Raw genomic sequence first — 25,028 nt, forward strand, 5'->3', positions numbered from 1 at the left:
GGCTTCACAGGCAGGCCCGCAATCCGCTCGCCGCGTGGCCAGGCTATGCCGGTATCCCGATCAGCACATAGGACGGATGGAACTGCACCCGCACCGAGCTGCCGACCGCCACCTGCTGCCCTGCCAACCACTGCGCCTCTGCAATGGCACACAACGTCTGGCCATTCCCCAGCGCCAGCCTGACCTCGCTGGGGCCGTCATCCTCGGCCAGCACTTCCTCCACCGTCGCGTTCAAACAGTTACTGCCCCTCTCGGCTTCTTCCTCTTGCGCCAGTAAACGCACCCACCCGGCCTTTAGCAGCGCCACCACCATCGTTCCCGGTGTCAGCTCCAGGCGCGCCGTGCTGTCGTGGGTGATCAGCGCATCGATCTCCAGCCCGCCACCCAATGCCAGGCTGACGCGGTCATACCGGCCTTCAGGGCGCAGGCCGCTGACCTGGCCCTGCAACTGGTTGCGCGCACTGGTGCGCAGCATCAGGCGCCCGAGCAGGTCGAGGTCGCCGGATTCTTCGGCGGCGTCAAGGATTTGTGCCTGCAGGGCCTGCAGCCGTTGGTACAGGCGCAACACCCGCTCGCCTTCCGGCGACAAGTGCGCACCGCCACCGCCGCGGCCACCGGTGCTGCGCTTGACCAAGGGCTGGCTGGCCAGGTTGTTGAGCTCGTCGATGGCATCCCAGGCCGCCTTGTAGCTGATACCTGCGGCCTTGGCGGCGCGGGTGATCGAGCCTTGTTCGGCAATATGCTGCAGCAGCGCGATGCGCTGTGGGCGGCGGGCGATGTGCTGGGTGAGAACGGGGGGTAGGGACATGGGTATTCCGTATACAAAGGTGCTTTACAAATGGGCAGGTCGCGCCTGGTCATACATACCCCGGTTTGGGCGTACGTGCCAGGCAATACACATCCACCCGCCGCGCACCTGCCTTGCGCAGTGCCTGGGCGATAGCCTGCGCAGTGGCACCGGTGGTCAACACATCATCGACGATGGCGACATGCTTGCCTTCCAGTTCGCCCTGTACCGCGAACGCCTGGCGCAAATTGCGCCGCCGTGCCTTGGCGCCCAGATGTTGCTGTGCCGGTGTCTCGCGGGTGCGGGCCAGCAAACGCTCGTTGCAGGTTACCCCGACGTGCGACGACAACCACCGCCCAAGCATCCCCGCCTGGTTGAACCCCCGCTCGCGCAGTCGACGCCTGGCCAGAGGCACAGGCAACAGCAGGTCAGGGCGAGGCAACCCTTCGGCATAGCGATACTGCAGCCCCTGCCCCAGCAGCTCAGCCATCAGGCGCCCCAAAGGCCATTGGCGATTGTGCTTGAAACGGCTGATCAACGTGTCCACCGGAAAGCCGAAATGCCACAGGGCAATGACCTGATCGAAGGCCGGCAAGCAGCGGCCACACGGGGCGCAGGTCAAGCCGGCCATGGGCAAGGGCAGGGCGCAATGTCGGCACTGATCACCCAGCCAGGGCAGCGCCTGTTCGCAGGTGATGCACAGCGGGTAATGCTGCTCGGCAGGCTCATCGCATAACAAGCACATCTGATTAATAAGTGAGCACTTGTAAACCAGTCGCTTCCAGTGCAGTTGACAGTTCATAGGCCTTCCATGACTATGCGAGCTATCCGTGATGCGCTGGCGGGCTTTCCTGTCCCGGCGCCAGCTACAGCCTAAACAAGGAAACGCCGATGAGCGCCAGCACAACTGCAACAACACGTCACGATTGGGCCCTGGCCGAGGTCAAGGCGCTGTTCCAGCAACCGTTCAATGACTTGCTGTTCCAGGCGCAGACCGTGCACCGCGCGCATTTCGACCCCAACCGCGTGCAGGTTTCGACGTTGCTGTCGATCAAGACCGGCGCCTGCCCGGAAGATTGCAAATATTGTCCGCAGTCCGGTCACTACAACACCGGCCTGGAGAAACAGAAGCTGATGGAAGTGCAGAAGGTGCTGGAAGAAGCTGCCCGCGCCAAAGCCATCGGTTCTACCCGTTTCTGCATGGGGGCGGCGTGGAAGCACCCGTCGGCCAAAGACATGCCCTACGTGCTGGAGATGGTCAAAGGCGTCAAGGCCATGGGCCTGGAAACCTGCATGACCCTCGGCAAACTCGACCAGGAGCAGACCAAGGCCCTGGCCCAGGCTGGTCTGGACTACTACAACCACAACCTCGACACCTCGCCGGAGTTCTACGGCAGCATCATCACCACGCGTACCTACAGCGAGCGCCTGCAGACCCTGGCCTACGTGCGCGACGCCGGGATGAAAATCTGCTCTGGTGGCATTCTGGGCATGGGTGAATCGCTGGATGACCGCGCCGGCCTGCTGATCCAGCTGGCCAACCTGCCGGAACACCCGGAGTCGGTGCCGATCAACATGCTGGTCAAGGTGGCCGGCACGCCGCTGGCTGAGGAAGAGGACGTCGACCCGTTCGACTTTATCCGTATGCTGGCCGTGGCCCGGATCCTCATGCCCAAGTCTCACGTGCGCCTGTCCGCCGGCCGCGAGCAGATGAACGAGCAGATGCAGGCCCTGGCCTTCATGGCGGGCGCCAACTCGATCTTCTACGGCGAAAAGCTGCTGACCACCGCCAACCCCCAGGCCGACAAGGACATGCAGCTGTTCGCACGCCTGGGCATCAAGCCCGAAGCGCGTGAAGAGCACGCCGACGAAGTGCACCAGGCAGCCATCGAGCAAGCGCTGGTCGAGCAGCGCAGCAGCGAGATGTTCTACGACGCCGCGACAGCCTGACATGGCTTTCGACCTGGCAGCGCGCCTGGCCGAACGGCGCGCCGCAGACCTGTATCGGCAGCGGCCATTGCTGGAAAGCCCGCAAGGGCCGGAAGTGGTGGTCGACGGCCAGCGGTTGCTGGCCTTCTGCAGCAATGACTACCTGGGCCTGGCCAACCACCCCGAGGTGATCGCCGCCTGGCAGGCCGGCGCCGAGCGCTGGGGTGTGGGGGGGGGGGCCTCGCACCTGGTAGTTGGCCACAGCACCCCGCACCATCAGGTTGAAGAGGCACTGGCTGAACTCACCGGCCGCCCGCGCGCCCTGTTGTTCTCCACCGGCTATATGGCCAATCTGGGCGCCATCACCGCGCTGGTGGGGCAGGGCGACACGGTATTGCAAGACCGCCTCAACCATGCCTCGTTGCTGGATGGCGGGTTGCTCAGTGGTGCCCGCTTCAACCGCTACCTGCACAACGACCCGGCCAGCCTGGCCAGCCGCCTGGACAAGGCGGTCGGCAATACCCTGGTGGTGACCGATGGCGTGTTCAGCATGGACGGTGACCTGGCCGACCTGCCGGCGCTGGCCAATGTCGCCCGTGCCCGCGGTGCCTGGCTGATGGTCGACGACGCCCATGGCCTGGGCACCCTGGGTGCCAAAGGCGGCGGCATCGTCGAGCACTTTGGCCTGGGCGTGGATGATGTACCCGTGCTGATCGGCACGCTGGGCAAGGCTTGCGGCACTGCGGGCGCCTTTGTTGCCGGCAGCGAGGCGCTGATCGAGGCGCTGGTACAGTTCGCCCGCCCCTATATCTACACCACCAGCCAGCCACCGGCGCTGGCCTGCGCCACACTCAAGAGCCTGGAGCTGTTGCGCCGCGAAACCTGGCGTCGTGAGCACCTGGCAGCCTTGATTCGCCAGTTCCGAGAAGGCGCGCAGCAGTTGGGGCTGCAGTTGATGGACAGCCCGACGCCGATCCAGCCCATCGTGATCGGTGACAGTGCGCAGGCGTTGCGCCTGTCACGCCTGCTGCGTGAGCGCGGCTTGCTGGTGACGGCCATCCGCCCACCCACCGTGCCGGCTGGCAGCGCACGCCTGCGGGTAACCCTGAGCGCCGCACACAGCGAGGCGCAGGTGCAGCTATTGTTGAATGCATTGGCCGAGTGTTATCCACAGTTGGAGAACGCCGATGCGTAATCGACTTGTTCTATTGCCCGGCTGGGGCTTGGGAACTGCTGCGCTGGAGCCGCTGGCCGCTAGCCTGCGTGCCCAGGACGCCCGCCTGCAGGTAGAGCTGATGCCCCTGCCAGAACTGGCCCACAGCGATGTGCAGGCCTGGATCGACCATCTGGACCGCAAGCTGCCCAACGATGTCTGGCTGGGTGGCTGGTCACTGGGTGGCATGTTGGCCAGCGCGCTGGCGCACAAGCGTGGCGACCACTGCTGCGGGCTGCTGACCTTGGCCAGCAACCCCAGCTTCCTGGCCCGGCCAGATTGGCCCCATGGCATGGCCGAAGACACCTTCGGCACCTTCCTCGACGGTTGCCGCAACCATACTCAGGTTACCCTCAAGCGCTTTCGTACCTTGTGCAGCGACGGCGCACTGCAGCCGCGCACCCTGTTGCGCCAGCTGGGTGTCGGCGTGCCGGAAACCGACCCGTTGTACCTGGCCACTGGCCTTGAAGTGCTGGCTAAGCTGGACACCCGTGAGGCCTTGCAGGCCTATGATGGCCCGCAGCTGCACCTGTTCGCCGGCAGCGATGCACTAGTGCCAGCAGAGGCGGCAAAGGCGTTGAGCGAGCTGTTGCCCGATGTAGAAGTGGGCATGGTCGAAGACAGTTCCCACGCGTTCCTGCTGGAGTATCCGCAGGAGCTGGCGGCGGGCATCAAGAGTTTTCTGCATGAGAGTGGCGATGACTGACCTTTCCCGTCCGACCCTGCCCGGCGCATTGCCCGACAAGCGCCAGGTGGCGGCCTCGTTCTCCCGCGCCGCGGCCAGTTACGACAGCGTGGCGGCCCTTCAGCGCGCTGTAGGCCTGAGCCTGCTGGAGCAGTTGCCGGCAGGCCTGCAGCCGTCACACTGGCTGGACCTGGGCAGCGGCACCGGCCATTTCAGCCGCATGCTGGCCGAGCGTTTCGCCCAGGCCGGCGGCGTGGCGGTGGATATTGCCGAGGGCATGTTGCTTCATGCGCGTCATGTCAAGGGTGGGGCGCAGTATCACGTGGTTGGCGACGCCGAGCGTTTGCCGCTGCGCGATGCCAGTGTCGACCTGGTGTTTTCCAGCCTGGCGGTGCAGTGGTGCGATCAGTTCGCCAGTGTGCTGGCCGAGGCGCAGCGGGTGCTGCGCCCAGGTGGAGTACTGGCCTTCAGCAGCCTGTGCGTGGGCACCCTCGACGAACTGCGCGCCAGCTGGCAGGCGGTGGATGGCCTGGTGCATGTAAACCGCTTCCGCCGTTTCGAAGACTATCAGCGCCTGTGCGCAGCCAGCGGTTTTGAGCAGCTTGAGCTGGAGCGGTGCCCGCATGTACTGCACTACCCGGATGTGCGCAGCCTGACCCACGAACTGAAGGCGTTGGGGGCGCACAATCTGAACCCTGGGCGACCTTCCGGCCTCACTGGCCGGGCGCGAATGCAGGGCCTGTTGCAGGCCTATGAGGCATTTCGCCAACCCGCGGGGCTGCCAGCCACCTATCAAGTGGTCTATGGTGTGTTGCGCAAGCCACTGGCGTAAGGGGAGCACGATGAGCCAGGCCTTTTTCATTGCGGGTACCGATACCGATGTCGGCAAGACCACCATCGCCGCTGGCCTGTTGCATGCGGCGCGTTTGCAGGGCATGAGCACGCTGGGTGCCAAGCCGGTTGCCTCGGGCTGCACCATGACGCCGAAAGGCCTGCGCAATAGCGATGCCCTGGCGCTGATCGACGAAAGCACGGTCAAGCTGCCTTATGAGCAGGTCAATCCGTTTGCCTTCGAGCCTGCTATAGCCCCGCATGTGGCGGCGCGCGAGGCAGGGGTGACGCTGGCTGTGCCAGAACTGCTCGCGGCGATGCGCAATGTGCTGCAACAAAATGCCGACTTCACCTTGATAGAGGGGGCCGGTGGCTGGCGCGTACCGCTGTCGGGCCTGGAGAACCTGTCCGACCTTGCCGTTGCCCTGCGATTGCCGGTGATTCTGGTGGTAGGCGTGCGGTTGGGTTGCATCAGCCATGCCTTGCTCAGCGCCGAAGCGATCGAGCGTGATGGGCTGCAGTTGGCGGGTTGGGTAGCAAACATCATCGAGCCGCGCACCTCACGCCTGGAAGAGAACCTGGCCAGCCTTGCAGAGCGCCTGCCGGCGCCTTGCCTGGGGCGGGTTCCCAAGCTCAAGCAGGCCAGTGCCGACATGGTGGCTGAGCATCTGCAACTGGATCTGCTGGATTAGTCTGTTGCAGGCCCGGCCTCTTCGCGGGTAAACCCGCTCCTACGAGGGAACGCATACCGTTGTGGGCGCGGGTTTACCCGCGAAGAAGCCAGTGCAGGAATACCCAAGGCCTATCAACTGGCATTGAGCCATTAGGGATTTAAACGGGCCTTTTCGCCCCTAGCCTGTTTTAATTGGGGCTGTTCGTCATCCAGCGTCAATGGAGTCCTGACATGGAAATCACCGGTAGCTCCGCCTACTACGCGGGCCTGAGCGCAATCCAGACCGGCCAGAATCGCGTCGATCAGGCCGCCAGCCAGATCGCCAACACCACTGCCGAACGCACCGCCACTAGCCAGTCCAGCGATTTTCAGGCCGAACGCCTGCGCGCGGTCGACCGCAGCCAGCAGATGGACATGGCCACCAGTGTCGTGCAACAGGCGGTGGGCAAGACCGAAGTCGAGCTCGGCGCAAAGGTCGTCAAGGCATCCGACGAAATGCTTGGCCGGATCATCGACACCTACGCCTGAATACTTGCGTCATCCCCTATTTCAGCGCCTGCCTTGTAGGAGCGGGCTTGCCCGCGAATGCGTCCGATCAGACAACAATTTTGTCTGGTCGGGCCTCTTCGCGGGCAAGCCCGCTCCTACAAGGGTTTGTGGCATGGCATGACTGATTTGCCATTTTTCGTGGCGTAAATGGCACCATAGTCCATCCTTGACAGAAAGCTGAGCTAAACGTAAGTTTCAAACAACTGTTTGATCGGCTTCCGCCAAGCGCGGGTCACCCCACAGAACTCACCTAGAGGTTCATCGCAATGCCTGACTACAAAGCCCCCTTGCGTGATATCCGCTTCGTTCGCGACGAGCTGCTTGGCTATGAGGCGCACTATCAGAGCCTGCCGGGCTGCCAGGACGCCACGCCCGACATGGTCGACGCGATCCTTGAAGAAGGCGCGAAGTTCTGTGAGCAGGTGTTGTCGCCGCTGAACCGCGTGGGTGACCAGGAAGGCTGCACCTGGAGCGAATCGGGGGTGAAAACCCCAACCGGCTTTAAAGAAGCCTACCAGCAGTTCGTCGAAGGCGGCTGGCCGAGCCTGGCACATGACGTCGAACATGGCGGCCAAGGCCTGCCAGAGTCGCTGGGCCTGGCCCTGAGCGAAATGGTCGGTGGCTCGAACTGGTCGTGGGGTATGTACCCAGGCCTGTCGCATGGCGCGATGAACACTATTTCTGCGCATGGCACTGCCGAGCAGCAGCACACCTACCTGACCAAGCTGGTGTCCGGCGAGTGGACCGGCACCATGTGCCTGACCGAACCGCACTGCGGCACCGACCTGGGCATGCTGCGCACCAAGGCCGAGCCACAGGCCGACGGCAGCTACAAAGTGTCGGGCACCAAGATCTTCATTTCGGCCGGTGAGCACGACATGGCCGACAACATCGTCCATATCGTCCTGGCCCGCCTGCCGGACGCACCGGCCGGTACCAAGGGGATTTCGCTGTTCATCGTGCCGAAGTTCCTGCCCAACGCCGAGGGCGGCGTGGGCGAGCGCAACGGCGTGAGCTGCGGCTCGATCGAACACAAGATGGGCATCCACGGTAACGCTACCTGCGTCATGAACTTCGATGCTGCCACCGGCTACCTGATCGGCCCAGCCAACAAAGGCCTGAACTGCATGTTCACCTTCATGAACACTGCTCGTCTGGGGACCGCGCTGCAAGGCCTGGCCCACGCCGAGGTGGCGTTCCAGGGTGGCCTGAAGTACGCCCGTGAGCGCCTGCAGATGCGTTCCCTGACCGGCCCGAAAGCACCGGACAAGGCCGCTGACCCGATCATCGTCCACCCGGACGTGCGTCGCATGCTGCTGACCATGAAGGCCTTCGCCGAAGGCAACCGCGCGATGGTTTACTTCACCGCCAAGCAGGTGGACATCGTCAAGTACAGCCAGGACGAAGAAGAGCGCAAGAAGGCTGACGCCCTGCTGGCGTTCCTGACCCCGATCGCCAAGGCATTCATGACCGAAGTCGGTTTCGAAGCCGCCAACCACGGCGTACAGATCTACGGCGGCCATGGCTTCATCGCCGAATGGGGCATGGAGCAGAACGTGCGCGACAGCCGTATCTCCATGCTGTACGAAGGCACTACCGGTATTCAGGCCCTCGACCTGCTCGGTCGCAAAGTGCTGATGACTCAGGGCGAAGCACTGAAGGGCTTCACCAAGATCGTGCACAAGTTCTGCCAGGCGCAGGAAGGTAACGAAGCGGTCAAGGAGTTCGTTGAACCGCTGGCGGCCATCAACAAGGAGTGGGGCGAGCTGACCATGAAAGTGGGCATGGCTGCCATGAAGGACCGTGAAGAAGTGGGTGCGGCTTCGGTCGATTACCTGATGTACTCCGGCTATGCCTGCCTGGCCTACTTCTGGGCCGACATCGCCCGCCTGGCCGCCGAGAAACTGGCAGCCGGCACCAGCGAGGAGGCGTTCTACACCGCCAAGCTGCAGACTGCGCGCTTCTACTTCCAGCGCATCCTGCCACGTACCCGTACCCATGTGGCGACCATGCTGTCGGGCGCCAACAACCTGATGGCGATGGACGAAGAGCACTTCGGCCTGTCGTACTGATACTGGCGCTGTACCCAAAACCCGCCTGCCCTGACCGGGAGGCGGGTTTTTTACGTCTTCAGGTTCAGCGTGGTCCCTCGTAGGAGCGGGTTTACCCGCGAAGAGGCCGGCCCTGCTGGCCAATCTCCATCAGCCGTTCACCGTTGCCAGCGCTACCGTATTCGCGGGTAAACCCGCTCCTACAAGGCTCGCGTGGCGGCCGGAAGTTCGTTCATCCAACCGCAAATTCAACTGTTCCAGTGCACTGCCGATGAAGTGAGGGCACAATGCCATTATTGATCTGCCGGGTTGGAGATTACCCTTGTTTCGTCTTAACGCTGTTCGCGCAAGCCACTTCCTGCCGTCGCTGTTCTTGTTGCTGGCAGGGCTCGCCGCAGCCTATGTGAGAGACCTCAGCGTCTTTTTCACATCGCTGTTCAATGTCCTGCCTACCTTGGTTCTGCTGCTGGGTGGCGCCTACTGCGCGGTATACCGCCGTCAGCGTGAGCTGTTCCTGATGCTGACGGTGTACATCGCCTACTTTCTGCTCGATACCCAGACCGACTTCTACCGTGACCATGGCCGCGTGCGTGAGGACGCCGCGGTGATCTTCCACCTTGTCTGCCTGTTGCTGCCGGCGCTGTTCGGGCTGTATGGCGCCTGGCAGGAGCGTACGCACCTGCTGCAGGACCTGGTCGCCCGCGGTGCGGTGCTGTTTGCCGTGGGCAGTGTGGCGGTGGCCCTCCAGCAAAGCTACCCCGAGGCGTTGCTGACCTGGTTGGCGGAGATCCGCTGGCCGGCTTTGCATGGCCACTGGATGAGCCTGATCCAGATGGTCTACCCGCTGTTCCTGGGTGTGTTCATTCTGCTGGTGGTGCAGTACCTGCGTGCACCCCGGCCGCTGCACGCCGCGCAGTTGATCGGCCTGCTGGGCATTTTCTGGATGCTGCCGCAGACCTTCATCCTGCCGTTTACCTTGAACATCATGTGCAGCCAGGTGATGTTGATGATCGCCGCAGCAGTGGCGCACGAGGCTTATCAGATGGCCTTCCGTGACGAGCTGACTGGCCTGCCGGGGCGCCGTGCGCTGAACGAGCGCATGCAGCGCCTGGGGCGTAACTATGTGATCGCCATGACCGATGTCGACCACTTCAAGAAATTCAATGACACCCACGGCCACGATGTCGGTGACCAGGTGCTGCGGTTGGTCGCCAGCCGCTTGTCCAAGGTCACCGGCGGTGGCCGTGCCTACCGTTATGGCGGGGAGGAGTTCGCCCTGGTGTTCGCCGGCAAGACCGCCGCGGAATGCGTGCCGCATGTGGAAGCCGTGCGTGAAGTGATCGCCAATTACGTGATGCACCTGCGCGATCAGCACAACCGCCCGCAGGACGATACCGCCGGGCGCCAGCGCCGGGCTGGCAGCGCCGGCGGCACGGTCTCGGTCACCATCAGTATCGGCGTGGCCGAGCGCCAGGCCGATCATCGCAACCCCGAGGCGGTGCTGAAATCCGCCGACCAGGCGCTTTACAGTGCCAAAGGCGCGGGGCGCAATTGTGTCATGGTGCATGGGCGACAATCACCGCGTGGGGCAGTGCGTACGGCGTGACCGAATTAGACTATGCAGTCGATTGATGACCCTATGTCTCGCAAAAGTTGTTCGGTTACACTGCCAGTAACCCCAGTGTCGCGGTTCCCCGAGACCGCCCCGACCCGACTAGCGAGAGGTTGTCATGGCTGACTATAAAGCGCCGCTGCGCGACATGCGCTTCGTACTGAATGAAGTCTTCAACGTGGCCGAGCAGTGGACGCAGTTGCCCGGGCTGGCCGAGGTTGTCGATGCCGACACGGCCATGGCCGTGCTGGAAGAAGCCGGCAAGGTCACCGCCAGGACCATTGCGCCGCTCAGCCGCGCCGCCGACGAAGAGGGCTGCCACTGGGACAACGGCGCGGTGCGGACCCCAGCCGGTTTCATTGAAGCCTACAACACCTACGCCGAAGGCGGCTGGGTGGGCGTGGGCGGCGACCCGCTGTTCGGCGGTATGGGTATGCCCAAGGCCATCTCGGCCCAGGTCGAGGAAATGGTCAACGCGTCCAGCCTGGCCTTCGGCCTGTACCCGATGCTGACGGCCGGCGCCTGCCTGTCGATCAACGCCCACGCCAGCGAGGCCTTGAAGGAAAAATACCTTCCGAACATGTATGCCGGCGTTTGGGCCGGCTCCATGTGCCTGACCGAGCCGCATGCCGGCACCGACCTGGGCATCATCCGCACCAAGGCCGAGCCCCAGGCTGATGGCAGCTACAAGGTCAGCGGTACCAAGATTTTCATCACGGGTGGCGAACACGACCTGACCGAGAACATCATCCATCTGGTGCTGGCCAAGTTGCCGGATGCACCGGCGGGGCCGAAAGGGATTTCGCTGTTCCTGGTGCCGAAGTTCCTGGTCAATGAAGACGGCAGCCTCGGTGCGCGGAACCCGGCCACTTGCGGCTCGATCGAGCACAAAATGGGCATCCAGGCTTCGGCTACCTGTGTGATGAACTTCGACGAGGCTGTCGGCTACATCGTCGGTGAGCCGAACAAAGGCTTGGCGGCCATGTTCACCATGATGAACTACGAGCGCCTGGGCGTCGGCATTCAAGGCCTGGCGTCGGCCGAGCGCTCCTATCAGAACGCCGTGGAGTACGCCCGCGATCGCCTGCAAAGCCGTGCCCCGGCCGGCCCACAAGCCAAGGACAAGGCTGCCGACCCGATCATCGTCCACCCGGACGTGCGTCGCATGCTGTTGACCATGAAGGCGCTGATCGAAGGTGGCCGCGCATTCTCCACTTATGTGGCCATGCAACTGGACAGTGCCAAGTACAGCGAAGACGCCAGCGTGCGCAAACGCAGCGAAGAGCTGGTGGCACTGCTGACGCCGGTGGCCAAGGCCTTCCTCACCGACCTGGGCCTGGAGTGCGCAGTGCATGGCCAGCAGGTATTCGGCGGGCATGGTTACATTCGTGAGTGGGGGCAGGAGCAGTTGGTGCGCGATGTGCGCATTACCCAGATCTACGAAGGTACCAATGGCATCCAGGCCCTCGACCTGATGGGGCGTAAAGTGGTGGCCAGCGGCGGGGCATACTACAAGCTGTTCTCTGACGAGATTCGCCAGTTCATTACCGGTGCAGGCAGCGAACTGGACGAATTCGCCAAGCCACTGGGCGCTTCGCTCGATCAGCTCGACGGTTTGACCGAGTGGGTATTGCAGCAGGCCAAGGGCAACCCGAATGAAATTGGCGCGGCTTCGGTCGAGTACCTGCATGCCTTTGGCTATGTTGCCTATGGCTACATGTGGGCACTGATGGCGCGGGCGGCGCTGGCGGGCGAGGGGGATGCGCCGTTCTATTCGGGCAAGCTGGGTACGGCGCGGTTCTACTTTGCGCGGTTGCTGCCACGGGTGGATTCGCTGGTGGCTTCGGTGAAGGCGGGGAGTGAGTCGCTTTACCTGCTGGATGCCGAGCAGTTCTGATCGATTTTTGGGGCTGCTGCGCAGCCCAATCGCGACGCAAGGCCGCTCCCACAGGTATCGCCTAAGTTTGGATAGGTGGAAGCGGCCTCAGCCATCGCATATCTGTGAATGAATCTCCTGTGTAAGCTTTTTCCTACACGACGTGGTGACTTTTCACCACTGTTCTAAGATTGGATCCACTGTTAATCTTTACCACATGGACGTTGCGCAGGAAGCGCAAAGGACAGATCAAGGACGACGACGAAGGACCACCTGCCAGGATGGCGGGGCGATACGGATGTCACAGGGAAACAGTCTGGAAAACCCCGCTTCGGCGGGGTTTTCTTTGCGTGCGTGTTTTTCAGGCCAGCACATCCAGCGGTGATGCTCCCATCAGGCGAGCGTCCGTCTCTTCCTCCAGCAACGTGCGCAGCAGCTCCACAGAGGCCTGCTGGCGCTGGGCATCGCGAAATACCAGGCCGACCTTCAACGGCACGCGCGGCTCGCTCAACGGCTTCCACAGCAGCCCCTGATCATCTTCGGCGGCCTCCTTGGCGCGCCCCGGCAGAATGGTCGCCAGCGCTGTGTGCGCGAGGCTATCGAGAATCCCTGCCATATTGTTCATCTCTGCCTGCACCTGCGGCCGTCGGCCCTGACTGGCCAGTTGCGCCTGCCAGATCTGACGGATCTGGAACTCCTCGCCCAGCATCAGCATGGGCAACTCGGCGGCCTGACGGATGGACACCTTCTTGAAGTCCTTCAGCGGGTGGGTATCGGGTATGACCAGTTGCAGCTCATCTTCGTACAACAGCAGGCCATGCAGCCCTGGCTGGCGCGGCGGCAAATAGCTGATGCCGATGTCCAGGTTGCCGTTGAGCAGGCGCCGTTCGATCTCCAACCCCGACAACTCGTAAATCTGCACGACCAGGTGAGGTTGAGCCTTGCGCAGCCGTTCAAGCAGCTGCGGGATCAGGCTTGGCCGCACGGTCTGCAATACACCGATAGCCAAGGTGCGCAGCGACTGGCCCTTGAAGTTGCGCATGGCCTCGTGGGCCCGCTGCAGGCCGTCGAGCAACGGCAGGGCATGGTTGTACAAGGTGTGGGCAGCCAGGGTCGGCAGCAAGCGTTTGTTGCTGCGCTCGAACAGGCTCAGGTCGAGGCTGTGCTCCAATTGGCGAATCTGCTGGGAAAGCGCCGGCTGTGACAGCGACAGGCGTTCGGCGGCACGGCCTACGTGGCCTTCTTCGTACACCGCGACGAAATAACGCAGTTGGCGGAAATCCATAAGCAACACTTATCGAAAATGCTGGAAAAACGAAATGGTCGAAAACCCTGCTGAAGCCTAGTCTATCGCCGTATTCCAAAGGGTTACAGCGATGATTCGGTCGATTGTTACCCCGGATGAAAAACACTTTTGATAGGCAAGGCAAAATATCGAGTGCAGGCACCAAGACCGCACCGTGGCTGCCCTTTACCGTGATTGGTTGGAGCCCTGATGAACCTGTTCAACCTGCGCCGCTCGGCTCCTGCCGCCGCCGCCGAGCCCAAGCGTGCGCCGGTGATCGTGCCGCACGCGTCTGAGCAGTCGCCTGAGCGCCTGATGCCCGGCACCGAACGTGCAGCGCAGGTATTCGTGCGTGGCCAGGGCTCGTGGTTGTGGGACAACGAAGGGCATGCCTACCTGGACTTCACTCAGGGCGGTGCGGTCAACAGCTTGGGCCACAGCCCCAGCGTGCTGGTCAAAGCGTTGGGCAACCAGGCTCAGGCGTTGATCAACCCGGGCTCGGGCTTCCACAACCGTGGCTTGCTGGGGCTGGTCAACCGGCTGTGTCAGAGTACCGGCAGTGACCAGGCCTACCTGCTTAACAGCGGTGCCGAGGCCTGTGAAGGGGCGATCAAGCTGGCGCGTAAGTGGGGCCAACTGCACCGCAACGGCGCCTATCACATCATTACTGCCAGCCAAGCCTGCCATGGCCGTAGCCTCGGCGCGCTGTCCGCGTCCGACCCGTTGCCGTGCAATCGCTGCGAACCTGGTCTGCCGGGTTTCAGCAAGGTGCCGTTCAATGACCTCGCGGCGCTGCACGCCGAGGTGGATTCACGCACCGTGGCAATCATGCTCGAGCCGATACAGGGTGAGGCGGGCGTTATTCCCGCTACTCAGGAATACCTCAAGGGCGTGGAAACGCTCTGCCGCGAACTGGGCATCCTGCTGATCCTTGATGAGGTGCAGACCGGTATTGGTCGCTGTGGTGCGCTGCTGGCCGAGGAGCTCTATGGCGTGCGTGCCGACATCATCACCTTGGGCAAGGGCCTGGGGGGCGGCGTGCCGCTGGCCGCCTTGTTGGCGAGGGGCAAGGCATGCTGCGCCGAGCCTGGTGAGCTGGAAGGCAGCCATCACGGCAACGCGCTGATGTGCGCCGCCGGCCTGGCGGTGCTGGACAGCGTGCTGGAACCTGGCTTTCTGGCCCAGGTCCAGGACAACGGTCGTCACCTGCGTGAAGGCCTGAGCCGCCTGACCGGGCGCTATGGTCAGGGTGAAGTGCGCGGTCACGGGCTGCTATGGGCCCTGCAACTGAAAGAAAACCTCGCCCGCGAACTGGTGGCCGCGGCCCTGCACGAAGGCCTGCTGCTCAACGCGCCGCAAGTGGATGTAGTGCGCTTTTCACCGGCGCTGACTGTGAGCAAAGGCAACATCGACGAAATGCTGCTGCGCCTGGCGCGCGCTTTCGCCCGCCTGCATGCCCAGCAGCAGGCCCGTCGCGAAATGCCGGCGTAGCGGCCTGGCAAAGAATTCAACGAACCGTCTGGCGTTCCTGCGCATCGCCCCTGGCCTGTTTCATTCGGCCCGGGGCGTTTTTTTTTGCCTGTGGAACCTCTACGGCTGGGAGCTAGTCTTTGATGTAACCCTTCAGGAGAGACTCGCATGGACTTTATTCGCATCATCATCGCCATTCTTCTGCCACCGCTGGGCGTGTTTCTGCAGGTGGGGTTTGGCGGGGCGTTCTGGCTTAATATCCTGCTGACCCTGCTGGGGTACATTCCGGGGATCGTGCATGCGGTGTATATCATCGCCAAGCGGTGAGGTGCCGGGGGGGGAAGACATCCCAGTCTCCCACCCCCGCAACAGCCCTCAGTTTCGAAGCTCGCTATGCAATGCGTTTTACCATGAGTTTGTCGACGTAGTGTTTCAGCGCGTTCAGTGGGAACCCGGTATTGTAAACGCCCCATTTCAAGTAATGCCGGGCAGGGGAGAACGTCTGGCATACGAGGGTAAAAGGATCCCTTTCATCGGGTTCCCTAGGCTTTCCTTCCCGGTCGGCTGTGAATTTCTGGGGGGCATTATCCAGAAAGAGTTGAACAGTACCGATATCTTGGTCACTGGAGAGCAGAACCCGAATCCGGATGTCGTACCACTTGTCCGCTTCAATTCGCGTCCACCAGACCACCTTGTGTTTTTCACCATCGAGCCGGGTGTTGTAGTGCGTCATTTCAAACCGGCCGGCCTGCACCTTCATGAAGAAAGGGTAGACATTGCTGCCCTCGGACTTCCACTGAAAGATCACATAGTCGCCATACGGGTCGTTGTCGACTTCAGGGAATTTGCTGCTCCAGCAAAAGTCGTAAATCTGGTTTTCCTTCCAGCCTTCATAGACTTCGTAGGGTGCCACATTAACTTTGATGGAGTTTGACTCGCACCGGTAATTACTCGTGTGCGCAGGCTTATCAAACAACCAGACTTTGCCTCGTTCCGTATCTCGCACCACCTTGAGGCTCGCCCCCGTTTCCGGCCCGCCTGTTTCTACCATTCTGAAGAGCTCATGGGTGGCTTTCTGTTCATCTTCCTGGTTGCGGTCGAGGGGTGTGGTTGACCCGACCCACATCAGAAAGTTTTCAGGGGCATTGGGTGGGCAGCTCTCCTCGTCATCATCTGGCAGGTTTTTCCCAAGGATTGCACTCTGAGTTTTATCCGGCGATAACCATTGAAGTAATAGCGCCCATACCCGCATGACGAAATGCGTATGGCCATTTTGTCGATCTTTGATTGGTGCTCCGTGCGCGTCTTTTTTCATCATGGCGGCCCATTGTCAATTTACAATAGCCGCCGCCCTGATAGCGCATCCATACAGGTTCAAGGGCGGCGCGAATACCGCGACGTTAGGGCCAGAACCAAGACACGTCTACTGACAGAATTGCCAGGTAATTGTGGTTTTCCGAATGCAAAGCACACTTAGTTTTTATTGTGTTGATGGTTGATCACGTTGCAAAAGAACAGCCACTCCTGTTCCAGCGCATGCGCCAGGTTATTTGCCTGTCGGAAACCGTGCCGTTCGAGAGCATAGAAATGCGCCTCTGCTTGAACACCCTTGGCCTTGAGCGCTGCGAGCATTTTTCGGGTCTGCTCCGGTACCACTACAGCATCCAGTTCACCCTGGAAAAAAATCACTGGCGCCCTGATGCTATCTGCATGCAGAAGAGGGGTGCGCTGGCGATAGCGTTCAGCGTCGCGCTGCGGGTCGCCGATCAGCCAGTCCAGGTAATCCCCTTCGAACTTGTGCGTGGCACGGCCCAGGGCTATCGGGTCGCTGACCCCGTACAGGCTGGCGCCGGCGCGGAACACGTCATGGAACGCCAAGGCGCACAAGGTGGTGTAGCCACCGGCGCTACCACCGCGGATAAACGCCTTGTGCTTGTCGACCAGGCCTTGAGCAGCCAGGTATTCGACCGCCGCGCAGGCATCGGCCACGTCACTTTCGCCCCAGCGCAGGTGCAGTGCCTGGCGGTATTCCCGACCATAGCCGGTGCTGCCCCGGTAGTTGAGGTCGGCCACGGCAAAGCCACGCTGGGTCCAGTACTGGATGCGCGGGTCGAGCACGGGATAGCAGGCTGAGGTTGGCCCGCCGTGGATGAACACCACCAGCGGTGCGGCGCCTTGCGGCTGCGCTGGCGGGTAGAAGAAACCATGGGCCTGCTCGCCGCCACTGCCGTAGTGGATCGGCTGCGGTAGGCTGATTTGCCCTGCTGGCAGTATTTCGGCACCACCGGCCAGTACGCGTACTTCATGGTTGCCGCGGTCAATGGCAATGACTGCCGGTGGGCTGATGGGCGACGCGGCAATGGCATACAGGTGTTCGCTGTCCATGGCCAGGCTGCGAAAGCGTGTGTAGGCACTGGCGAAACGCTCCATACGGCCATCTTCACCACGCAGCCCCAATTGCCCGAAGCCGTCTTTGAACCAGCTGGCCAGGTAGCTTTGCGGGCCAAGTGCCAACCAGGTACAGGTGCCCAATTGCCAAGGCGCAGCAGCATGGTCCGCCGGTGCAGCAGGCAACGGCTGCCATTGGCCATCGACCTCACCCCAGGGTTGCCAGAAGCCATTGCGGTCGGAAAGGCAGTAGAGCCGACCTTCGGCATCGAAGCGTGGCTGTTGCAGCGATTCTTCGGCGGCGGCTACACATTGCGCCGGTCCCCAGTGGCCGCTGGCATCGCGCACGCGGCACACCAACCGGGTGACGGTCCAGGGCTGCGCCGGGCGGTCCCATTCGATCCACGCCAGGCGCTGGCCATCGGCACTGACGGTAGGCGAGGCGTAGAAGTCCGCGCCCTCGGCGAGCACCTCGCGGCGGCTGTCACCCAAAGCGACCAGGCGGTGCTCTACCTGTTCGGCATGGCGCTCTTCGACGGCCAGCACTTGGCCGTCGTGCCACTGCACATCGCCATAGCGGCAGCTGGCATCCTGGGTCAGTGCACGTGGTAACAGATTGTCCAGCGGCTGGGTGTAGACCTGTTGGTCCTTTTCGTTGACGAACACCAGCCCGTCGCCACCCAGGCAAAAGCTGCCACCGCCGTACTCATAGACCCGGCTGCGTACGCTGAAGCCATCCGGGGTCAGGCAGCGGGCCTGGTAGTGCAGCCAGTGCCAGATACGGCACGCTCCATCGGCCGGGCGGAATTCGTTCCAGAACAGCCCGTCGGCACTGACCTTGAGTTCGGCGAAGTCGGTGCCGGCGGCAACCGCCTGGGCCGCGCTGAATTCAGCCGCGGGCGATGACACGGGAGTTTCGATCATTGCGGAAGGTCATCTGTTCGATCGCGAGCTGGGCGGTTTCAGCCTCCTCGCGGGCCTTGAGGATGATGCCGTGGTCGGTCGACTTGGCGCACACCGGGTCGGCGTTGCTGGCATCACCGGTCAGCATGAAGGCCTGGCAGCGACAGCCGCCGAAGTCCTTTTCTTTCTCGTCGCAGGAGCGGCACGGTTCGCGCATCCACTCATAGCCACGGAAGCGGTTGAAACCGAACGATTCATACCAGATATGGTGCAAGTCGTGGTCGCGTACATTCGGAAACTGCACCGGCAGCTGGCGGGCGCCGTGGCAGGGCAATGCGGTACCGTCCGGGGTGATGGTGAGGAACAGGTTGCCCCAGCCGTTCATGCAGGCCTTGGGACGCTCTTCGTAGTAGTCAGGGGTAACGAAAATCAGCTTGCACGGGTTGCCCTCGGCCTTGAGCTTGTCCCGGTATTCGTTGGTGATACGTTCGGCCCGCTCGAGCTGCGCGCGGGTTGGCAGCAGCCCTAGGCGGTTGAGGTGCGCCCAGCCATAGAACTGGCACGTGGCGAGCTCGACAAAGTCGGCCTCCAGGGCAATGCACAGCTCGATGATGCGGTCGATCTTGTCGATGTTGTGCCGATGGGTGACGAAGTTGAGCACCATCGGGTAGCCATGGGCTTTCACCGCGCGGGCCATTTCCAGCTTCTGTGCAAAAGCCTTTTTCGAGCCGGCCAGCAGGTTGTTCACCTGCTCGTCGCTGGCCTGGAAGCTGATCTGGATATGGTCCAGGCCGGCCTTCTTGAAGTCGGCGATGCGCGCCTCGGTCAGGCCAATGCCCGAGGTGATCAGGTTGGTGTAGTAACCCAGGCGACGGGCCTCTGCGATCAGCTGGGCAAGGTCCTGACGTACCAGCGGTTCACCGCCGGAAAAGCCGATTTGTGCGGCACCCATTTCCCGCGCTTCAGCCATGACCTTGAACCACTGTTCGGTGCTCAGCTCCTGGCCCTGGGCGGCAAAGTCCAGTGGGTTGGAGCAGTAAGGGCACTGCAGCGGGCAGCGGTAGGTCAGCTCGGCCAGCAGCCACAGCGGCAGGCCGACCTCGGGCGTAGGTGGCAACTCAGGCGAGGACGATCCAGTGTTCGGCACGGGCCACCTCCATGAACTGCTCGATGTCGTCCGCCACTTCCGGGACACCGGGGAATTGCTGTTCGAGTTCGCTGATGATCGCTGCCACGTCACGCTGGCCGTCGATCAGGCCACCGATCAGGCTCGCGCTGTCGTTGAGCTTGATCATGCCTTCGGGGTACAGCAACACATGGCCCTTTTGCGCCGGCTCGTACTGGAAGCGGTAGCCGGGGCGCCAGTTGGGTACCTGGTTACGGTCGAAACTCATAGGGTGATTCCCTTGTGCCACACCCGTTCCTGGGTGACGGAGTGATAGGGCGGGCGGTTCAGTTCGTAGGCCATGCTCATGGCATCGAGCATACTCCAGAGGATATCCAGCTTGAACTGCAGTATCTCCAGCATACGCTCCTGGCCCGCACGGGTGGTGTAGTGCTGCAGGGTAATCGCCAGGCCGTGTTCCACATCGCGTCGCGCCTGGCCCAGGCGGGTACGGAAATACTCATAGCCGGCGGGGTCGATCCACGGGTAGTGCTGCGGCCAGCTGTCCAGGCGTGACTGGTGGATTTGCGGGGCGAACAGCTCGGTCAGCGAACTGCTGGCGGCTTCCTGCCAGCTGGCGCGGCGGGCAAAGTTGACGTAGGCGTCCACGGCAAAGCGCACGCCAGGCAATACCAGTTCTTGCGAGCGCAATTGGTCCGGGTCCAGCCCGACAGCCTGGCCCAGGCGCAGCCAGGCTTCGATGCCGCCATCCTCGCCGGGCGCACCGTCGTGGTCGAGCAGGCGCTGGATCCACTCGCGGCGCACTTCGCGGTCCGGGCAGTTGGCCAGGATCGCGGCATCCTTCATCGGGATGTTGACCTGGTAGTAGAAGCGGTTGGCCACCCAGCCCTGGATCTGCTCGCGGGTGGCGCGCCCCTGGTACATCGCCACGTGGTACGGGTGATGGATGTGGTAATAGGCGCCCTTGGCGCGCAGGGCCTGCTCGAACTCGGCAGGGGACATTGGCAGTGCGTCGCTCATTCGGCTGGCTCCTGTAGAACGATTATCTGGCCTGGCACATCTCTCTCCCTTGTGGGAGCGGACGTGCCCGCGAACACCGGCGAAGCCGGTGCCATAGACCGTGTTGGCTTTTTCGCGGGCATGCCCGCTCCCACAGGGTCTGGTGTCGCCTCACAGACTGTATTTACAACTCGATGCTCATGCCATCGAAGGCAACTTCGACGCCCCGGCGCAGGACTTCGGCGCGCTCGGGGGAGTTTTCATCGAGAATCGGGTTGGTGTTGTTGATGTGGATAAGTACCTTGCGCTGGCGCGGGAAGCCGTCGAGCACTTCCAGCATGCCGCCAGGGCCGTTCTGGGCCAGGTGACCCATCTCGCGGCCGGTGCGGGTGCCCACGCCACGGCGCTGCATTTCGTCGTCTTCCCACAGGGTGCCGTCGACCAGCAGGCAGTCGGCACCGTGCATCATCGCCAGCAGCTTTTCGTCTACCTGGCCCAGGCCCGGGGCGTAGAACAGCTTGCCGCCGGTGCGGGTGTCTTCGACCATCAAACCAAGGTTATCGCCCGGGTGCGGGTCGAAGCGGTGTGGCGAATAAGGCGGCGCGGCGCTGCGCAGGGGGAAGGGAGTGAACTTGAGGTTGGGGCAGGCGTCGATCACGAAGCTGCCTTCCAGCTCGATACGGTTCCACTGCAGGCCACCGTTCCAGTGGCTGAGCATGTTGAACAGCGGGAAACCGGTGGTCAGGTCCTGGTGGACCATGTCCGTGCACCACACCTGATGCGGGCAGCCTTCGCGCAGGCTGAGCAGGCCGGTGGTGTGGTCGATCTGGCTGTCCAGCAGGACGATGGCGTTGATACCGGTGTCGCGCAGTGCCCGGGCCGGCTGCATCGGCGCAAAGGCCTGCAGTTGGGCGCGGATGTCGGGCGAGGCATTGCACAATATCCAGTGCACACCGTCGTCGGACAGGGCGATGGATGACTGGGTGCGCGCCGTGGCTTTCAGGGTGCCATCACGGTAGCCCTTGCAGTTGACGCAGTTGCAGTTCCACTGCGGGAACCCGCCACCGGCGGCGGAGCCGAGAACCTGGATGTACATGGCCACTCTCTATGCAGAAACCGGATCGAAAAAACGAAAACGCCCCGGCAGGCCGAGGCGTGAAACCCTAAGCCTGGCTTAGCGGTTAGCGAAGTACATGGTGACTTCGAAGCCGATACGCAGGTCAGTGTATGCAGGTTTGGTCCACATGGAATTACTCCTTCCGAATGAGGGTTGGGTTGTTCAGCTACTACTTGGGTACCGCCATGCGTTGGCAGTTCCGTGAAAACGGGATTGCGCTATCTTACAAGAAAAATTTGAACCGGAAGGTTAATTATTCGAGAAGCGCCGTTGCAGTTCGCGTAATAATCATCGATTTTCGCCCTGCCAGGAAGTGTCTGGCGCGGCAGCGTTGGCCAAACATAGCCAAGCGGAACCTGGGTCGAGCAGGGCGCTCAGCAGGTGGTCCAGATCCGTCTGCCGCGTAGTCAGGATAGACCTGCGCAGCACATCCAGCCGATCGGCTTGTGTGGCCAAGTGTGTCTGCCACGCCCATTCGGCGACATCGGCATTGGCCATGGCGGGCTCGTCGAATTGCCCAGCCAATGCCTGGCGAGCGGCCGGGTCAAGGGTGACGCCATGGCGCAGCAGGTTGAGCAGGTGGTCGAGCACCTGTGCCTGATCGGTGTGGGGGGATTGCACGCCGAACAGCAGCCCACCGACCCCCTCGACCTGACGAAAGGCGCTGAACACCGCGTAGCCGAGTTGCAAGTCTACCCGCAGGCGCTGGTAAACCGGCCCTTGCAGCAATTGGGCTAACAGGCGGCCCGCGGCCTCTTTTGCCGCCGGCAACGGGCAGAACAGCAGCAGGGCATGTTCGCTGCCTGGCACTTGGGCATGCTGCCAGCGGTGGTTTGCCCAGGTTGGCAGGGGGCTAGGTCGCGAGCCTTGCCCAGGGCACTGTTCCAGCGCAGCGCCCAAGGCCTTTAGCGCGGTATCCTCGAAGCCTGCGGCCATGCCATGCCACTCGGTGTGCAGCCACAGGCTGTCGAGTTGCTGCTGGGTCAGCGTGCAGGCAGGCACCGCTGGGGGCAGGCTACCCCGTACCGCGTCTGGCAGTTGCTTGAGCAGGGCCCTGATGGGGATCAGGGCCGGGGGCAGCGCCGTGCAGGGCAGCCAGCAACTGGCAGGTGGCTTGAGCATCAAGGCCAAGGCTTGTTCCACTGCCCGCAGCACTGCTGCTGGCAGGCCGGCGCAGTGCAACTGCCAGTATTCCCCGGCACTGCTGTACTGCAGTTGCACGGAGGCGCGGTCACAACGTTCCTGCAGTGGCGCCAGGGCCTGTTCCAGCACACGCTGTAACGGCTGGCGCATAGGTGAAGGTACATGCCAGCGCAGGTACAGCGCTGCGAATTGGCGCGCGGGCGGAAGCTGGTCACTGATCTTCAGCGCTGCCGGCAGCGGTTGCGCCTTGGCATGGGGCAGGTCAGCCTTCAGCAATGGGTCGACTGGCAGCAGCTGCCAATCGCCATGGTCGGCACCTGGCAGGCTTTCCAGCAGGGCGCCAAGCGCCTGCAACCCTTGGGTATCCAGCTTGGCGAACGGCTGGCCAGTGCTGTCCCGGCGGGCCAACTCGAGCGCGCTGGCACTGTGCGCTCGGCTGTGCTGCAGTAAGCCGAATTGATGGTTCAACTGTTCGCGGTCGGCCTGACGGATGAACCTGAACCAACCTTGCAGCAGGGCGCTGGCTTCGTCCGGGCAAGCGTCGGCACTGAGCTTCAGGTCAAGGTGCCACAGCAGCTGACCGGCGAACGCATACAGCCTTTCGGCTGTGAAACGTCGTAGCCAGCCACGCTCGCGAAGCGCGCCCAGCCAGGTACCTGGGCGGCTGTCCTCCAGGTAAGCGATCAGCAGTTCCAGGGCGTGCTCGGCACCGCTGGGGAGGCTTTGGTGCGTGAAGGTCAAAGCGCTAGCCATTGCTGGCAGTGGCGGCGGCAGTATTTGCGGCACGCGCTCACCTGCAGCGAACAGTTCGGCCTGCTGCCGGGCAAGGCGTTCAAGTTCATCCAGCGGCTGCGGACCGCAAAGGCTCAGGCAGATCTGGCCGCCTTGGTAGAAGCGTTGATGAAAGCCCGCAAGCGCTTGCTGGAAGGCCGCATCGTGCAAGGCCAGGGTGTATCGATTGCCAGCATGAAAAGCGCCCAGTGGATGCCTGGCTGACACTGACTGCAGCAAGGCGAACTGCTGTTGGGCCGTTGGATTGCGCGACCAGGCGATGAATTCGGCATGGATCACTTCGCGTTCACGGCGTTGGCGTTCGATGCCCAGATCCGGTTCTGCCAGCATTTGGCACAGGCGCTCGAGACCGCCACCGAGCGCGTTGGGTGGCACCTCGAAGAAAAAGTCGGTGGCGCGTTCGCGGGTGCTGGCGTTGACCTGGCCGCCCAGGGCTTGCACGTAGCGCATCAGGCCGTCTTCCAGCGGGAAGCGCGGGGTACCGAGGAAGAACAGGTGTTCGAGGAAGTGCGCCAGACCGGGCCATTTGGCAGGTGCGTCGTGGCTGCCCGCGTGCACCCGCAGTGCGGCGGCCGAGCGCTTGAGGCGCGGGGCGTGGCGCAGGGTCAGTTGCAAGCCGTTGGCGAGGGTGAGTTGGCGGATGGCGTCAGGCATGGGGGCTCCGGTGGCTGCTCTCCATGCTAACCGATTTGTTTGCAGGCCCGGCCTTTTCGCGGGTATGGCGCCGGTATGAAAGGCAGCGCAAATCCCGTGGGAGCGGGCGTGCCCGCGAATGGGCCGCATAGCGGCCCCTGTCAGCCTTTACGCAGGTGCAGCTCCTGGCGCAAATCGGTCAGGTAGGGAAACGTTCTGCGCCCCTGCACCACCCGCTCATGCTCGAGCTCTGCCAACAACTGGCACTCATCCCGCCCGGCCATGGCCAGCAAGCTGCCATCCGGGCCGATGATGCTGCTCTGCCCGCAATACTCGATCTCGTCTTCCGCGCCGCAGTAGTTGGCATATACCAGGTAGCACTGGTTTTCCTGCGCCCGTGCCCTCACGGTCACCTGGCAGGTAAAGTCGTACGGCGTCATGTTCGCCGTCGGCACCAGGATCAGCTCGGCGCCGTCCAGCGCCAGGCGTCGGGCGTTCTCCGGGAACTCGATGTCGTAGCAGATCAGCAGGCCAACCTTCCAGCCTTCCAGTTCCACCACCGGGAAGTGGTCCGCACCAGGGCTGAACATCGAGCGGTCCAGTTCACCGAACAGGTGGGTCTTGCGGTAATTGCTCAGGCTGCGGCCATGCGCATCGATCAGCTGCACGCTGTTGTAGATCGCCCCGTCATCGCCGCGCTCCGGGTAGCCATAGACAATGGCGATACGGTGCGCCTGGGCAATCTCCACCACCGTCATGGCTGCCGGGCCATCGGCGGCCTCGGCCAGGCGCTCGACCTGGGCCAGGCCGATGTTGTAGCCGGACAGGAACATCTCCGGGCACACCAGCAACTGTGCGCCGCGGTCGGCTGCCAACTGCGCCTGGTGGCGCAGCCGTTGCAGGTTGCCGGGCACATCCAGTGGCTTGGGTGCGCCCTGGTACAGAGCGATGCGCATGGTGCCTCCT

General features: G+C 62.7%; 23 protein-coding genes. 11 read left to right on the forward strand and 12 right to left on the reverse strand.

Translation table 11 applies throughout. The annotated features are described in order from the left end of the window. Positions 1–43: 43 nt before the first annotated feature. Positions 44–808, reverse strand: a complete 765-nt coding sequence (locus tag LU682_RS01740; RefSeq protein WP_010951712.1) for a TOBE domain-containing protein — start codon at positions 806–808, stop codon at positions 44–46. Positions 809–857: 49 nt separating this feature from the next. Beyond that, positions 858–1,589 carry a ComFC family protein gene (locus tag LU682_RS01745; protein WP_010951713.1) on the reverse strand — a complete coding sequence of 244 codons (732 nt, stop codon included), beginning with the start codon at positions 1,587–1,589 and terminating at the stop codon, positions 858–860. A gap of 89 nt (positions 1,590–1,678) precedes the next feature. On the opposite strand from LU682_RS01745, the gene bioB reads away from it, so the two are divergent. The 9 genes from bioB (at position 1,679) to LU682_RS01790 (ending at position 12,227) form a co-directional block, all read left to right on the forward strand. Beyond that, positions 1,679–2,737, forward strand: coding sequence for a biotin synthase BioB (bioB, locus tag LU682_RS01750; protein WP_010951714.1), 1,059 nt, complete (start codon positions 1,679–1,681; stop codon positions 2,735–2,737). 1 nt (position 2,738) lies between these two features. Continuing rightward, positions 2,739–3,911, forward strand: a complete 1,173-nt coding sequence (gene bioF / locus LU682_RS01755; RefSeq protein WP_010951715.1) for an 8-amino-7-oxononanoate synthase — start codon at positions 2,739–2,741, stop codon at positions 3,909–3,911. Further along, complete coding sequence (locus tag LU682_RS01760; protein WP_010951716.1) at positions 3,904–4,635, forward strand: alpha/beta fold hydrolase; 732 nt, start codon at positions 3,904–3,906, stop codon at positions 4,633–4,635. Before bioF ends, LU682_RS01760 begins: the two co-directional genes overlap by 8 nt. Next, on the forward strand, positions 4,628–5,446 hold the full coding sequence (gene bioC, locus LU682_RS01765) for a malonyl-ACP O-methyltransferase BioC (protein ID WP_010951717.1): 819 nt from the start codon (positions 4,628–4,630) through the stop codon (positions 5,444–5,446). The genes LU682_RS01760 and bioC overlap by 8 nt, the downstream gene beginning before the upstream one ends. Positions 5,447–5,456: 10 nt before the next feature. Continuing rightward, positions 5,457–6,137, forward strand: coding sequence for a dethiobiotin synthase (gene bioD, locus LU682_RS01770; RefSeq protein WP_003255605.1), 681 nt, complete (start codon positions 5,457–5,459; stop codon positions 6,135–6,137). A gap of 212 nt (positions 6,138–6,349) precedes the next feature. Then, positions 6,350–6,646 (forward strand): hypothetical protein, encoded by a 297-nt coding sequence (locus LU682_RS01775; RefSeq protein ID WP_049587144.1) that lies wholly within the window; start codon positions 6,350–6,352, stop codon positions 6,644–6,646. 287 nt (positions 6,647–6,933) lie between these two features. Further along, the gene (locus LU682_RS01780) at positions 6,934–8,739 is read left to right on the forward strand and encodes a phenylacyl-CoA dehydrogenase (RefSeq protein WP_010951720.1); all 1,806 of its coding nucleotides are present in this window, start codon (positions 6,934–6,936) and stop codon (positions 8,737–8,739) included. 301 nt (positions 8,740–9,040) lie between these two features. Next, complete coding sequence (locus tag LU682_RS01785; RefSeq protein ID WP_049587145.1) at positions 9,041–10,324, forward strand: GGDEF domain-containing protein; 1,284 nt, start codon at positions 9,041–9,043, stop codon at positions 10,322–10,324. Positions 10,325–10,448: 124 nt separating this feature from the next. Beyond that, positions 10,449–12,227, forward strand: a complete 1,779-nt coding sequence (locus tag LU682_RS01790) for an acyl-CoA dehydrogenase C-terminal domain-containing protein (RefSeq protein ID WP_010951722.1) — start codon at positions 10,449–10,451, stop codon at positions 12,225–12,227. A gap of 340 nt (positions 12,228–12,567) precedes the next feature. Here the strand turns inward: LU682_RS01790 and LU682_RS01795 are convergent, their stop codons facing one another. Continuing rightward, positions 12,568–13,491, reverse strand: a complete 924-nt coding sequence (locus tag LU682_RS01795; RefSeq protein WP_010951723.1) for a LysR family transcriptional regulator — start codon at positions 13,489–13,491, stop codon at positions 12,568–12,570. A gap of 210 nt (positions 13,492–13,701) precedes the next feature. On the opposite strand from LU682_RS01795, the gene LU682_RS01800 reads away from it, so the two are divergent. Together LU682_RS01800 and LU682_RS01805 are read left to right on the forward strand one after the other, a co-directional pair. Continuing rightward, complete coding sequence (locus tag LU682_RS01800) at positions 13,702–14,982, forward strand: aspartate aminotransferase family protein (protein WP_010951724.1); 1,281 nt, start codon at positions 13,702–13,704, stop codon at positions 14,980–14,982. A 147-nt stretch (positions 14,983–15,129) separates the two neighbouring features. After that, the gene (locus LU682_RS01805; protein WP_003177654.1) at positions 15,130–15,288 is read left to right on the forward strand and encodes a YqaE/Pmp3 family membrane protein; all 159 of its coding nucleotides are present in this window, start codon (positions 15,130–15,132) and stop codon (positions 15,286–15,288) included. Positions 15,289–15,352: 64 nt separating this feature from the next. Here the strand turns inward: LU682_RS01805 and LU682_RS01810 are convergent, their stop codons facing one another. The 9 genes from LU682_RS01810 to LU682_RS01850 form a co-directional block, all read right to left on the reverse strand. After that, entirely contained in the window at positions 15,353–16,279 is a 927-nt protein-coding gene (locus LU682_RS01810) for a heparin lyase I family protein (RefSeq protein WP_061405558.1), read from the reverse strand. Between the two features lie 155 nt (positions 16,280–16,434). Further along, on the reverse strand, positions 16,435–18,273 hold the full coding sequence (locus LU682_RS01815) for a S9 family peptidase (protein ID WP_010951726.1): 1,839 nt from the start codon (positions 18,271–18,273) through the stop codon (positions 16,435–16,437). Then, the gene (gene pqqE / locus LU682_RS01820) at positions 18,239–19,399 is read right to left on the reverse strand and encodes a pyrroloquinoline quinone biosynthesis protein PqqE (RefSeq protein WP_049587150.1); all 1,161 of its coding nucleotides are present in this window, start codon (positions 19,397–19,399) and stop codon (positions 18,239–18,241) included. Before pqqE ends, LU682_RS01815 begins: the two co-directional genes overlap by 35 nt. After that, positions 19,371–19,646 (reverse strand): pyrroloquinoline quinone biosynthesis peptide chaperone PqqD, encoded by a 276-nt coding sequence (gene pqqD, locus LU682_RS01825; RefSeq protein WP_010951728.1) that lies wholly within the window; start codon positions 19,644–19,646, stop codon positions 19,371–19,373. Before pqqD ends, pqqE begins: the two co-directional genes overlap by 29 nt. After that, positions 19,643–20,398: a pyrroloquinoline-quinone synthase PqqC gene (gene pqqC / locus LU682_RS01830; protein ID WP_003255592.1), complete on the reverse strand. Its 756-nt coding sequence runs from the start codon at positions 20,396–20,398 to the stop codon at positions 19,643–19,645. The genes pqqD and pqqC overlap by 4 nt, the downstream gene beginning before the upstream one ends. A gap of 163 nt (positions 20,399–20,561) precedes the next feature. Continuing rightward, positions 20,562–21,473: a pyrroloquinoline quinone biosynthesis protein PqqB gene (gene pqqB, locus LU682_RS01835; protein ID WP_010951729.1), complete on the reverse strand. Its 912-nt coding sequence runs from the start codon at positions 21,471–21,473 to the stop codon at positions 20,562–20,564. A gap of 78 nt (positions 21,474–21,551) precedes the next feature. Continuing rightward, on the reverse strand, positions 21,552–21,623 hold the full coding sequence (pqqA, locus tag LU682_RS01840; protein ID WP_003243383.1) for a pyrroloquinoline quinone precursor peptide PqqA: 72 nt from the start codon (positions 21,621–21,623) through the stop codon (positions 21,552–21,554). Between the two features lie 159 nt (positions 21,624–21,782). Next, positions 21,783–24,083: a pyrroloquinoline quinone biosynthesis protein PqqF gene (pqqF, locus tag LU682_RS01845; protein WP_010951730.1), complete on the reverse strand. Its 2,301-nt coding sequence runs from the start codon at positions 24,081–24,083 to the stop codon at positions 21,783–21,785. Between the two features lie 140 nt (positions 24,084–24,223). Then, positions 24,224–25,018, reverse strand: a complete 795-nt coding sequence (locus LU682_RS01850) for a carbon-nitrogen hydrolase family protein (RefSeq protein WP_060489131.1) — start codon at positions 25,016–25,018, stop codon at positions 24,224–24,226. Positions 25,019–25,028 lie beyond the last annotated feature (10 nt).

It is taken from the genome of Pseudomonas alloputida, assembly GCF_021283545.2.
GTDB lineage: Bacteria > Pseudomonadota > Gammaproteobacteria > Pseudomonadales > Pseudomonadaceae > Aquipseudomonas > Aquipseudomonas alloputida.